This is a genomic window from Variovorax paradoxus (assembly GCF_030811855.1).
Classification (GTDB): domain Bacteria; phylum Pseudomonadota; class Gammaproteobacteria; order Burkholderiales; family Burkholderiaceae_C; genus Variovorax; species Variovorax paradoxus_L.
Genome location: NZ_JAUSRN010000012.1, coordinates 90,740 through 103,327, shown reverse-complemented (window position 1 = coordinate 103,327; position 12,588 = coordinate 90,740). Strand labels below are relative to the sequence as shown.

9 protein-coding genes and 1 pseudogene are annotated in these 12,588 nt (G+C 65.9%); 9 read left to right on the top strand and 1 reads right to left on the bottom strand.

Going from position 1 to position 12,588, the window contains the following annotated elements:
• Positions 1-74 precede the first annotated feature (74 nt).
• The 4 genes from J2X92_RS21300 (at position 75) to J2X92_RS21285 (ending at position 3,601) form a co-directional block, all read left to right on the top strand.
• The gene (locus J2X92_RS21300) at positions 75-1,103 is read left to right on the top strand and encodes an amidohydrolase family protein (RefSeq protein WP_307578476.1); all 1,029 of its coding nucleotides are present in this window, start codon (positions 75-77) and stop codon (positions 1,101-1,103) included.
• Between the two features lie 4 nt (positions 1,104-1,107).
• A complete protein-coding gene (ligK, locus tag J2X92_RS21295; RefSeq protein WP_307578474.1) occupies positions 1,108-1,809 on the top strand; it encodes a 4-carboxy-4-hydroxy-2-oxoadipate aldolase/oxaloacetate decarboxylase in 702 nt (233 codons plus the stop codon).
• A 77-nt stretch (positions 1,810-1,886) separates the two neighbouring features.
• On the top strand, positions 1,887-2,870 hold the full coding sequence (locus tag J2X92_RS21290; RefSeq protein ID WP_307578472.1) for a tripartite tricarboxylate transporter substrate binding protein: 984 nt from the start codon (positions 1,887-1,889) through the stop codon (positions 2,868-2,870).
• 20 nt (positions 2,871-2,890) lie between these two features.
• Complete coding sequence (locus tag J2X92_RS21285) at positions 2,891-3,601, top strand: substrate-binding domain-containing protein (protein WP_307578470.1); 711 nt, start codon at positions 2,891-2,893, stop codon at positions 3,599-3,601.
• Positions 3,602-3,643: 42 nt separating this feature from the next.
• Here the strand turns inward: J2X92_RS21285 and J2X92_RS21280 are convergent, their stop codons facing one another.
• On the bottom strand, positions 3,644-5,413 hold the full coding sequence (locus tag J2X92_RS21280; protein ID WP_307578468.1) for a tannase/feruloyl esterase family alpha/beta hydrolase: 1,770 nt from the start codon (positions 5,411-5,413) through the stop codon (positions 3,644-3,646).
• Between the two features lie 199 nt (positions 5,414-5,612).
• Here J2X92_RS21280 and J2X92_RS21275 point away from each other — a divergent pair, with 199 nt between their 5' ends.
• The 5 genes and pseudogenes from J2X92_RS21275 (at position 5,613) to yccS (ending at position 12,573) form a co-directional block, all read left to right on the top strand.
• Positions 5,613-7,145: a sensor domain-containing diguanylate cyclase gene (locus J2X92_RS21275; protein ID WP_307578466.1), complete on the top strand. Its 1,533-nt coding sequence runs from the start codon at positions 5,613-5,615 to the stop codon at positions 7,143-7,145.
• Between the two features lie 53 nt (positions 7,146-7,198).
• Positions 7,199-7,324, top strand: a pseudogene (locus tag J2X92_RS21270) (integrase); the annotation flags it as partial.
• A gap of 44 nt (positions 7,325-7,368) precedes the next feature.
• Positions 7,369-8,502: an AAA family ATPase gene (locus J2X92_RS21265; RefSeq protein WP_307578464.1), complete on the top strand. Its 1,134-nt coding sequence runs from the start codon at positions 7,369-7,371 to the stop codon at positions 8,500-8,502.
• A 402-nt stretch (positions 8,503-8,904) separates the two neighbouring features.
• Complete coding sequence (locus J2X92_RS21260) at positions 8,905-10,050, top strand: alpha/beta hydrolase family protein (protein WP_307578462.1); 1,146 nt, start codon at positions 8,905-8,907, stop codon at positions 10,048-10,050.
• A gap of 306 nt (positions 10,051-10,356) precedes the next feature.
• Complete coding sequence (gene yccS, locus J2X92_RS21255; protein ID WP_307578460.1) at positions 10,357-12,573, top strand: YccS family putative transporter; 2,217 nt, start codon at positions 10,357-10,359, stop codon at positions 12,571-12,573.
• Positions 12,574-12,588 lie beyond the last annotated feature (15 nt).

Here is a 12,588-nt window from a genome sequence, read left to right as displayed (position 1 = left end):
TCACACTTGCCGCAAGGGCTGGCGCCACATCTTTCGCGCCGGCAAGCACCACCAAGCCACCCACGGAACTGCCAATGATCATCGACTGCCATGGCCACTACACCACGGCGCCCAAGGCGCTGGAGAACTGGCGCAACCAGCAGATCGCGGCCCTGAAGGATCCCGCGCTGAAGCCGCGCGCCTCCGACTTGAAGATCAGCGACGACGAGCTGCGCGAGTCGATCAAGGGCAACCAGCTGCGCCTCATGAAGGAGCGCGGCAGCGACCTGACGATCTTCAGCCCGCGCGCGAGCTTCATGGCGCATCACATCGGCGATTTCGAGACCTCGTCGACCTGGGCCGCCATCTGCAACGAGCTGTGCTTTCGCGTGAGCGAACTGTTCCCGGATCACTTCATCGGCGCGGCCATGTTGCCGCAATCGCCGGGCGTGGACCCGCGCAGCTGCATTCCGGAGCTGGAGCGCTGCGTGCGTGAATACGGTTTCGTGGCGATCAACCTCAACCCGGATCCTTCGGGCGGGCACTGGACTTCGCCGCCGCTGTCGGACTGCCACTGGTATCCGCTCTACGAGAAGATGGTCGAGCACGACATTCCGGCCATGGTGCACGTGAGCACCAGCTGCAACGCCTGCTTTCACACCACCGGTGCGCACTACCTGAATGCCGACACCACCGCGTTCATGCAGTGCCTCACCTCGGACCTGTTCACCGACTTTCCGACGCTGCGCTTCGTGATTCCGCACGGCGGCGGGGCGGTGCCCTACCACTGGGGACGCTTTCGCGGGCTGGCGCAGGAGATGAAGAAGCCGCTGCTCAAAGACCACCTGCTGAACAACATCTTCTTCGACACCTGCGTGTACCACCAGCCGGGCATCGACTTGCTGACCCGCGTGATCCCCGTCGACAACATCCTGTTCGCAAGCGAAATGATCGGCGCGGTGCGCGGCATCGATCCGGAGACAGGTTTCTTCTACGACGACACGCGGCGCTACATCGATTCGACACCCATGCTCGACGCCCAGGCGCGGCACAAGGTATTCGAAGCCAATGCACGCCGCGTGTACCCGCGCCTGGACCGCGCACTCATCGCCAAGGGACTCTGATCTCATGACTGCTTCCAACACTCTCCAACAGCTCGGCGTCGTTCACCGCAACGTGGTGCGCGCGGACGCCGCCGCCGTCGTCAAGCTTTCGCGCTTCGGCGTTTCCACCGTGCACGAGGCGCTCGGCCGGCTTGGCCTGATGCAGCCGCGCATCCGTCCCATCCATCCCGATGCGCGCTTCTGCGGACCCGTCGTCACCGTGCTGCTGCAGCCTGGCGACAACTGGATGCTGCATGTGGCGGCCGAACAGATCCAGCCCGGCGACGTGGTCGTTGCGGCCTGCACCAGCGACAGCACCGACGGCTTCTTCGGCGACCTGCTCGCCACCTCCTTCAAGGCGCGCGGCTGCAAGGGCCTCGTGATCGACGGCGGCGTGCGCGACGTGCGCGACCTCAACGCCATGGGCTTTCCCGTGTTCAGCCGCGCCATCCATGCCAAGGGCACGATCAAGGCGACACCTGGCTCGGTGAACGTGCCGGTCGTGTGCGCGGGTGCCCTGGTATATCCGGGCGACGTGGTGGTCGCCGACATCGACGGCGTGGTGGTGGTGCCCGCGGCGCGCGCGCAGCAGGTGGCCGATGCGGCCGAAGCGCGCGAGGCCAACGAGACGGCCAAGCGCGAGCGCTTCGCGGCCGGGGAGCTCGGCCTGGATATGTACGCCATGCGCGAGCCGCTGGCCAAGGCCGGCTTGCGGTACATCGACTGAGCGCAGCACACCGGTGGCTGGCAAGAATGCCGCGCCGCAGACCTGGGACCAGAAACCCCGCAATCTCGAAAACGATGATGACCACTTCTTTCATTCGCCGCCGCTTGCTCGCCCTTGCAGGAGTGCTGGCGCTCGGCGCCTCCGTGGACGTCGGTGCCGCCGAGGCCTATCCGTCCCGGCCCATCAAGATCCTGGTTGGCTACAGCGCCGGTGGCGCGGTCGACGCCATTGCACGCTCGGTTGGCCAGCGCATGTCGGTCATCCTCGGGCAGCCTGTGGTGGTGGAGAACAAGCCGGGTGCGGGAACCAACATTGCGGTGAAGGCGCTCATCGCGAGTCCGCCCGACGGCTACACGCTGCTGCTGGCGGCCAACGCGCTGGCGGTGAATCCTTCGCTCTTCGAGCCCGCGCCTTACGACCTCGAGCGCGACCTGACGCCGGTGGCGTCGGCCGGCCGCGTGCCGGTGGTGTTCTCTGTGCGCGAGGGTGCGGCCATCAAGTCGCTGCCCGAACTGGTGGCCGCGGCCAAGGCCAAGCCGGGCGGCGTCACCGTCGCCACGCCGGGCAACGGCTCCACGCCGCATCTGGCGATGGAACTGTTCCAGCACACGGCCGGCCTGTCGCTGCGGCACGTGCCTTACAAGGGCGGCGCGCAGGCACTCACCGACGTGCTGGGCGGTCATGTCGACGTGGTGGCGGTCAATGCGCTGGAGGTGCTGCCGCTCGCCAAGTCGGGCAAGCTGAAGGTGCTCGCGGTGATGAGCGGGGAACGCGCCGTGGTGCTGCCGGGCGTGCCGACCGTGGCCGAGTCGGGCTACCCCGGTTTCGAATCGAGCGTCTGGTATGGCTTTGTCGCGCCCGCGGGGCTGCCGCAGCCGTTGCAGGCCAAGCTGCATGACGCCGTGCAGAAGGCGCTGGCCTCGCCCGAGGTGCGCGAGCAGCTCGCGGCTGCGGGCGGCGTCACCTTGCCCGGACCGGCGGCGCAATTCGACAAGCTGCTCAAGACCGATGCGGCGCGCTACGGCAAGCTGATCCGCGAAGCCAACATCAAGCCCGATTGACCGCGCAAGCGAGGCAACGAATGACGAATCCGATCCAGGGCCTCTGCTCGATGGCGACCCGCGGGCTGCTCGACGAACTCGTGGCCACGTATGCGCAGCACACGGGCGTGCCCGCTTCTTTCATGGCGATCGGCGGTGTCGAGGCCGCCCGGCGCGTGTCGGCGGGCGAGCTGTTCGACGTGGTGGTGCTGGCTTCGGAGGCCATCGACAAGCTGGTGGCAGCCGGCAGGCTCGGTGCCGCGGGCAGGATCGACCTGGTGCGTTCGGGCGTGGCGGCGGCGGTGCCTGCCGGTGCGTCCCGTCCCGATATTTCCACCGAAGAGGCGCTGCGCCGCGCTGTGTGGGCGGCACCGCGCATCGCCTATTCGACCGGCCCAAGCGGGGTCGCGCTGATGGCGTTGTTCGAGCGCTGGGGCATTGCCGGTGAGATTGGCAGCCGCCTGGTGCAGGCCCCACCAGGCGTGCCGGTCGGCTCGCTGCTGGCGCGCGGGGAGGCCGAGCTCGGGTTCCAGCAACTGAGCGAGCTGATCGGCATCGAAGGCATCGAGCTGGTCGGCCCGTTGCCGCCGGAGGTTCAGATCACGACCGTCTTCTCGGCGGCGCCGGCCATACCGGCCGCGCTGGGTATTGACGGCGGCGCACAGCCGGAGGCGGTGCGCGCGCTGCTCGCGTTCATGGGCTCGGCGGAGAGCGCCGACACCAAGCGCCGCCACGGCATGGAGCCCGCCTGAAGCACTGCGCCTGGCGCTGGGCTGGGCGGGACCAGGCTGTGGCTATCGGCAGGCGAAGCTGGCGGCCGATTCGATGCTGCCGCCCATGTAGACCGCCGTCTGCGGGTAGGGGCACAGCGGCCGCGTGCGGGCAGGCGACCAGTCGGCCGGCACTTCGGCGTTGACCACGTTGGCGCCCGGCCCGCGTGCGTTGGCGGTCACGGCCGCGGGCGCCTTGCCCTGTTCCACCCACGCCACCAGCGGCGCCAGCATGTCGAACTGGTCGGTGGCCGGGCCGCCGCCGCAATGGTTCATGCCGGGCACCGGGAAGAAGCGCGCAAAGCCGGACGCATCGCCGCCGTTCGCCGCGCGCAGCTGCTCGTACCAGTGCGTCGTGTCGTCGGACGAGAACACCGCATCGCTGGTGCCGTGATAGACGATGAGCTTGCTGCCGCGATCGCGAAGCGCCGACAGGTTGGCCGGGTTCGGCGGCGTCATGAACGACATGGCCGACTCGGTGTACAGCGCCGTGCTCGCGAAGATGCTCGGCGCATCGGTATCCATGCTGAAGCCCAGCGCAAAGTCGATGCCCGGCGGGCGGCTGGTGCCCAGCGGCGGTGTGCTGAAGACGAAGCCCACGGCGGCCGTGTCCAGGTTCTGCGAGTTGGCGAATTCCCATTGGCGCCAGTCCGCGCCCTTGATGCCGGCGTCGTACGGAAAGCCGCTGTAGAGCGGCGTGCCCGCGCTGTTGCGCGCGCCGGAGAAGATGTTGTCGAGCACGGTTTTCTGCGCGGCCGTGAGGCAGCTGCCGGTGCGCGCGGCGCCGCAGGTGGGCACGGCGCTGGCCAGGTCGAAAGCCTGCTTGCAGCTTTGCACGTCTGCCACGATGCCGTCCGCCGCGCCGTCAAGGGCGTCGCAGCGCGCGAGCACCGCGTTGGCCACCGTGGTCATCTCTGCCGGCGTGAAGGCGGTCTGCAGGTCCGGCTTGCCGGCCGGCGTGGTGGCGGTGGTCACTTTGGCGTATTGCTGCACGCCGTAGAGCTGGGCCACCGCGGCCTTCGGCAGATTGAATCCGGGGTTGCCGGCCAGGATGCCGTCGTATTGGTTCGCGGACCGCGCCGCGGCCACCATCGCATGGCGGCCTCCGTTGGAGCAGCCGCCGAAGTAGGAGCGGTCGGGCCCGCGACCGTAGGCCTTGGCGATCAGGTTCTTGGCCATCGGCGTGAGTTGCGCAACGGCGTTGTAGCCGTAGTCCAGGCGCGCCTGCGGGTCGATGCCGAAGGTCGGAATCTGCGCGCCCGAGTGTCCCGCGTCGGAGCTGATCACGGCAAAGCCTCGGTGCAGCGCGGTGCTCGTGGGGGCGCCGCCGCCGATGCCGCCGGTTGCGCGCGCCACGCTGCCGTCGAGACCGCCGTTGGCCTGGTAGAAGAACCGGCCATTCCAATTGACCGGCAGGCGCATCTCGAAGCCGATGGCGTAGGTCTTGCCGTCCACGCTGCTGGTGCGCTGGTTCATCTGGCCCTGCACCAGGCAGTGCTCTGGCGTTGGCGTACTCACGCCTGCGACGACGAGCGTGCCGGCCGCGACAGTCGTGGCGCTGGTGTAGACGGTATTGCTGAACGCCGCCTTGGCGGCGAGGTCGTCGCACGACTGAAGCGTGCCGGGGCGTGCCTCAGACATCGCGGAGCCACCCGGGGGAAGTGTCGCTGGAACAAACCCGAAACCGCCCGCGCCGCCGCCACCTCCACCACCGCCGCCGCAGGCGGCGAGCAGGGAGGCTGCGGCCAACGGGGCCCAGCTTGGGCGCCAAGAAGAGAACATGATCCGGCTCATCGGTGTCTCCTTGCCGGTCGGGCCGGCTTGATGAAGTTATGTGAGATAACCAATATAGTTTTGTCTGATAACTAAAAAATAGGGCAAACCCTGAAATTGGCAGGCAGGTTGCAGCTTGTTTTCTGCGTTGGTCAGCTGACTGGCGCCGCGATGTGTCAAAGTGCGACCGACCTTTACAGGATCCAGTTCAAAGCGCACCGTGTTTCGCCGACCCTCCATCACCTACCGGACGATGGCCTTCGTGGCCATTGTCAGCCTCGGCCTGCTGGCGATAGACGGCTGGAACAGCTGGCAGTCGCGCACGGAGCAACTCAAGCAGATGAACGTGGCGGCGTCGAACCTCGCGCGTGCCATGGCGCAGCAGGCGGACGACACGCTCAAGGCGGCCGACTCGGCGCTGGTGGGCATCGTCGAGCGTGTCGAGCACGACGGCACCGGGCCGGCCGCGGTCGAGCGCCTTCGCAAGGTGCTGGCCGCGCAGGTCGATGAATTTCCGCAACTCGATGGCCTCCACATCTACGACGAGGACGGCAATTGGGTCGCGAACTCGCGCCGCATCCCGCCCCAGAACCTGAACAATGCGAGCCGGGAATACTTCATCTTCCATCGCACGCACGAGGATCGCGGTCCGCACATCGGCATTCCGGTGAAGGCCCGGACCAGCGGCGAATTGCTGGTGCCGGTGTCGCGACGCATCAATCATGCGGACGGCAGCTTTGCGGGGGTGGCGCTCGCAACGATCGACATCGACTTCTTCATGAAGTTCTACGACAGCCTGGACATCGGCGACGCGGGCGCGGTAGGGCTGGTGCTCGACAACGGAACGATGATGACCCGCCGGCCCTACAGTCCCGACATGGTCGGGCGCGACATGCGGGAAACCGAGCTCTATCGCGCCTACGTCGCGCAGGGCGCGGCCGGCACGGCGTACATCCGGTCGGCGCAGGACGGCACGATGCGATTGAACAGCTTCCGGCGCCTCGAGAACTATCCGCTGTTCGTGACGGCGGCGTTGTCCAAGGACGAGATCCTGGCCAACTGGTGGCGCGAGACGATCTGGCATTCGGCCGGTGTGCTGCTGCTCGCGCTGGTGGTCGGTTTCGTCGGCTGGCGGCTGGTCAAGCAGTTCGACCTCCAGGCGCGCACCGAGGACGAGCTGCGGCAGGCGCGCGATGCGCTCGAAACACTGAACAAGACGCTCAACACGCTGGCCATGGAAGACGGCCTGACGGGGCTCGCCAACCGCCGGCAGTTCGACGTGACGCTCGACAACGAGTTCGGCCGCGCGATGCGCAATGCAAGCACGCTCGCCTTGATCATGATGGATGTGGACTGCTTCAAGCAGTACAACGACATCTACGGCCACGCCGCCGGCGACGAGTGCCTGCAGACGATCGGCCGCACCGTCGCACGCGTAGCGGGGCGGCGTCCGGGGGACCTGGCCGCGCGCTATGGCGGTGAGGAACTCGCGGTGCTGCTTCCCAACACCGACGTGGCCGGCGCCATTGTCCTGGCGGAACGCATCCGCAGCGCCGTTCGCGACCTGCAGATCGTTCATGCCGGCGCCGAGGACGGCTTCGTGACCTTGAGCGCCGGCGTTGACGCGCTCACGCCAATGCCCGGCGCGGCGCAGCCCAAGGAGTTGATCCGCGCCGCGGACCAAGCCTTGTATGCCGCCAAGGCGGGCGGCCGCAATCGCGTGTGCGCATTGCCGAGAACCGTGCCTGTCTAGACGGAATCAGTCGCGCCTGTCATCCGCACTCGGCGCCAGTTGTCCCGTCTTATCGACACCTTGCACTTTTCAATCTCGGAATCGGCAGCAAGCTAAGGGCATGCGACCTGGTGAAGCTGCGGGTCCGCGATATTTCCAACGGCGACTGGATGGCCGCAAGAGCGAGCGTTATGAATAATTAAACAGATTTCACTAATTATTAAACTGGATTATAATTTTTCGTATGGAGCTGAATCAGATTTGGCACTGCGCCCGACCGGAGCTCGCCAAGCGCTACCTGGCCCTGCTGCAAGCCGGGCCGGTTGTGAGCACGACCATTTTCGCGCCCCGTCGTACTGGGAAGACGGTGTTCTTGCGCAAAGACCTAACGCCAGCAGCCGACGCTGCTGGCTTCACCGTCGCGTACGTGGACCTTTGGCAGACGAGGTTGAATCCCGGCATCGCGATTGTTCGAGGATTGGAGGAAGCACTCACGCCGAAGACGTTGGCACAAAAGGCGCTCCACAAACTGCATGAGCCAGTCAAGAAGGTCAAAGCATCTGGCAGCGCGGGTGAGTTGAAGGGCGCCATCGAGGTTGAATTGGGCGACGCGAAAAAGGAAGCCACCGAACTCGCCCTGCGCATCGAAGAACTCGTTCTCAAGCTTGTTTCCAAGAAGAAGCTTCTGCTCTTGGTCGACGAAGCTCAGGAACTTGCACGGAACAAGGAGAATGAGCTGATGGCAATGGCACTGCGCACCGCCATCACCAAGAATAGCGACAAGCTGCGAGTCGTATTCACCGGCTCATCGCGCACGCAACTTGCCAACGTCTTCTCCAACAGCACCGCGCCACTCTTCTCGGTGGGCGCCGCTGTTCAAGAGTTCCCACTGCTTGGCAGAGAACTGGTCGAATTCGTCGCAAAGAAGTTCCAGGTCGCCAGCGGACGAACCCTGGACGTCTCCGCAGGGTGGACGGCCTTCCAGGAATTCCACCAGCAGCCCGAGCCATTCCTCTCGGTAGTCGTGGCCATGCTCATGGACCCATCGCTCACCTTAGAGCGCGCAGTGGCATCCGAAAAGGCAGAGCAGGACAAGGAGGAAAACCACGAAGGAACCTGGGCGTCGCTCGATGCGATGCAGCGCCAGCTCCTTTTGCTCTTCGTCAACGACCCGCATGCCAAGCCATTCGGAAAGGCGGCGCTTGCGAAGCTTGCCAAAGCTCTCGGCGTTCCTTCGCTCGCGCCGTCCGACGTGCAGTATTCGCTCAACAATTTGAAGTCCAAGACCATCGTCTCGAAGGCGCCAGGCGGTGTGCACACGTTCGAAAGCGCGGCGTTCGAGCGTTGGGTCAGAACGTCGGCGCCCGTTAATCCCTGACGGGCGCCAAACCGGCTGTTGTGTGTGGGGCAGCATCCGGCAAGAGGAGACTTCGGAACCGAACCACAATCTGACGCAATCAATCCCCATGCAGGCTCAACTCGATGCGTTCGGTACCCCTTTTTCTAGGCTTGGCTCTGATTGCTGTTGCGCAACACAGCTTGCGCCCGCAGCCACGAACGCCAACAGTGCAAAGTCCGCACTTCCGAACGTCCTACTGGGCGCAATGATGTTGCTAACAGAAACCCGGTCGTGGCGCGCGGGGGCAGCCACGGCGATAGGGGTGCTGATGGTCCTGTAGGCGCTCGTGCCGCGCCGAGGCTCCAAAGTCGGTGGGAAAAGCACTCGGCAGCGGGCACGATCCGACATTCGAGACAGCCGCCAATCACCCACAATTCAGGCATGACACCGTTTCAGATTGCGACAAGAAGTCGCACTTCAGTTGTTGCGGCCAGCTTGCTAGCGGGCACCAGATTGGCAAGGGCTTGGAAAGCCTTTTGTCGCCGTCGCGCACTGTTAACCATCTGTGTTTGCTTGCTGGCAGCTGGGCAATCCGCGCACGCACAATCGCCCACCCTGGGCTTCATGCAGTTGCCGCAGCCTGGCGGCGGACTCGTCACCGTTTTCTACCCGTCTTCGGACCCAGAGATGCCAGCCATACAGGGGCCGTTCAAGTTGTCATGGGCAGCCAACGGTCGCGTGTCGAAGGGCAATGAACACCTCGTTGTGATCTCTCATGGCTCGGGCGGAAGCCCATGGGTGCACGCAGATTTGGCGCGAGTTCTGGTGCACCGGGGATTTACCGTCGCCCTGCCTCAGCACGCAGGCGACAACTACCTTGACCCATCGGAGCCAGGACCCGGGAGTTGGATCAAGCGGCCGATCGAAGTTTCTCAGTCCATCGATGTCGTAGCCGGCAGCCAGTCACTGGCGGCTAACTTGCGCCTTGATTCGGTCGGTCTGTTCGGAGGGTCTGCTGGTGGACATACGGCCTTGTCTATGGCCGGCGGCAAATGGTCAAAAACGCGCTTCAGGAACCACTGCGAAGAGCACATCAGAGATGATTTCTCGTCTTGCGTCGGTTTCTTCACATTGCTCAACGGCGACTGGATGGACGAACCAAAGATTTGGCTGGCGAAGGCCGTTATCGCAGCGCGCTTCTCCGACGATGCAATTCAAGGTGGCTTCGACCCGCGGGTCAAGTCCGTGGTGGCCATGGTCCCATTCGCCGCGGACTTTGATCCAGCGAGCTTGAAGCAGCCCGCAACTGCGCTGGGGCTTGTGATCGCGGAAAAAGACATCAACCAAGTGCCCCGCTTCCACGCGGGAGCAATCCTTTCCGCATGTGAACCCCGATGCGAAGTCGTCATGCGCTTGCCGGAGGGTGGCCACGGTTCGATGCTCTCCCCAATGCCGCCCTTGGAGATTGGCAGCGTGGCGCAGCGCCTGCTACGTGACCCGCCCAATTTTGACCGGGGGCAGCTGGTTCCCGCGCTTAATTCGCGGATCGCCGATTTCTTCCTCCGGACCTTGGCTTCTGCGCCATAGCTATTGGAGCCGATGAGGATCGTGCTTGCTTGCGTCCCGAACGGCCCCAATGCGCAAGCCGTGAGAGGCCGGTCTGGGTCCCTAGCTCTGAGCCTGTGACCGGCTGCAGTCGGCCAGGAGGGGCATCGGTGATCGGGCGGGATCCGCGGAGCTCTCTTCTAGACTCGTAATCCCACTACGAAGTAGATCTTGAATGACCTACTTCACCGGAATCGCGCTCCACAGCACACATTCACCGTCGACCAGTACAAGTCGACGGCGCGAGTGCAGCGGCGTGCTGGCATGCATCGTGCACGAAGTACCGCGATGTTTTCGTTTCCACTGGATGCCTTGTGCCACCGCCTTCGCCAACTGACGGGCCAGGCCCAGCCCCTGCGTGTGTTGCTGACTCTCGGAAGCCTGATGGCGATCGGCAGCCTGAGCGGCCACGCCGAAGCCCTGACCCCGTTGTTTCTGGGCACCATTGCCAGCGCATTGGCCGAGACCGACGACAGCGCGCGGGGCCGCTTGCGCGCGCAGCTCGTCACGTTGGCCTGCTTCATGGTGGCGGCGCTGGCCGTCGTGGCGTGGGTTGACAAGCCGATCTTCTTCATCCTGGGTCTGGCGCTGGCGGCGTTCTCGCTCACGATGCTGGGTGCCATCGAGGCGCGCTACAAGGCCATCGGCTACGCCACGCTCATCCTTGCGATCTACGCCACGCTGGGCACCGATGGCGGCGCGGCCGCAAGCGAAGCCGCGAGGCTCCGGGAGGTCTTGCTGCTGCTGGCGGGCGCCGCCTGGTATGGCGTGTTCTCGGTGGCATGGTGCGCGTTCTTCCCGGCTCAGCCGGTGCAGGTGCGGCTGGTGAAGCTGTTCTCCGTGCTCGGCGACTACGTGTGCTTCAAGGCCTCGCTGTTCGAGCCGCTGCGCGGCATCGACGTGGAGCGCAAGCGGCTCTCGCTGGCGCAGCTCAACGCCGACGTGGTGCGCGAGCTCAATGCGGCCAAGGAAGGCATCTTTCGGCGCATCGGCGCGCGCGCACCGCAGGGCCGCATCGCGCGCTACCGCGGCCTGTACCTGATTGCCCAGGACGTGCACGAGCGCGCAACCTCCTCGCATGACGACTACAACGCGCTGGCCGATGCGTTCTTTCACAGCGACCTGCTCTACCGCTGCCAGCGCGTGCTGAGTCTGCAAGGCGAAGCCTGCCGGCGCCTTGCGCGCTCGATCGAGCGGCGCGAAGCTTTCGACGCCGGCCCGCAGACGGGCTGGGCGCTGGCGGAGTTGCAAGGGGCCATCGAGCACGAGCGCGCGCAGGTTCGCGAGCCGCGCCGCTTGGCACTGCTCGCGTCCATCGAGGCGCTGGCGCGGAACCTGGCGCAGCTCGACGGGCAGCTCGCCGGTGCCATCGAGCCCTCGGCCAGGGCCGGCCGCGCCGACATGGGGCTTCTTGACCGCTCGCCGCGATCGTGGCGAGAGAAGGTGGAGCGCGTGCGGCGCCAGTTCACGCCGGAGTCGACGCTGTTTCGCCATGCGCTGCGCCTGGCGGTCGCACTCATGGCGGGCTACGGCGTGATGCTGCTGATCCACCCGGTGCGAGGCTACTGGATCCTGCTGACCACGCTGTTCGTCTGCCAGCAGGCCTGGGGCGATACCGTGTCCCGCATGGGTCAGCGCATGGCAGGAACGACCCTCGGCGTGGTGGCCGGGTGGGCCTTGCTGGCGCTGTTCCCGCAGCCCTGGGTGCAGTCGCTGGTCGCTGTGACCGCGGGGGTCTTCTTCTTTGCCACACGCGCGACGCGCTACCTGCTCGCGACGGCGGCCATCACGGTGCTGGTGCTGATGTGCTCCAACCAGGTGGGCGACGGCGAGCTGCTGATCGTGCCGCGGCTGATCGACACCGCCATCGGCAGCGTGATCGCCGCCCTTGCGATGGTGCTGGTGCTGCCTCACTGGCAGGCGCGGCGCTTCGGCGACCTGGCCGCCACGGTGCTGCGCAACCATGCGCACTACCTGCGGCAGATCGCCGGCCAGTACCACTCGGGCGCGCGCGACGACCTCGCTTACCGGCTTGCAAGGCGCAATGCCCACAACGCCGACGCCACACTGTCCACCGCCGTGTTCGAGATGTACCGCGAGCCGGGCGTCGTGCGTCCGCGCGCGGGCGTCGCGATGCGGTTCCTGATCCAGTCGCACGCGCTCCTCGGCTATCTGTCGGCGCTCGGCGCGCACCGCGTGGCACTGCATGCGCCGGAGCAGCTGGCCGCCCTGGATGCCGAGTCCGAGAGCGCAGCCGTCGCGCTGGAGGCGCTGGCTGCCTATATGGAAGGTGTGGAAGGTGCATCGCAGGACGCCGGCCGGGCAAGCGCAAATCCGATCGATCCGGGGCCTGCGGCGGCGGCCGGCGGCGCCGCCGCGGCCGATCACGTCGTCCGGTTATATCGGGCCGAGCTCGCGATGGTCTGGATCCAGATCGAATCACTGCGCGGCCACGCCGCCCGTTGGCTGCGGCCGCAGGCCGACGGCGCGGACCTTGCACGCTGAAGCGGTGTCTACCTA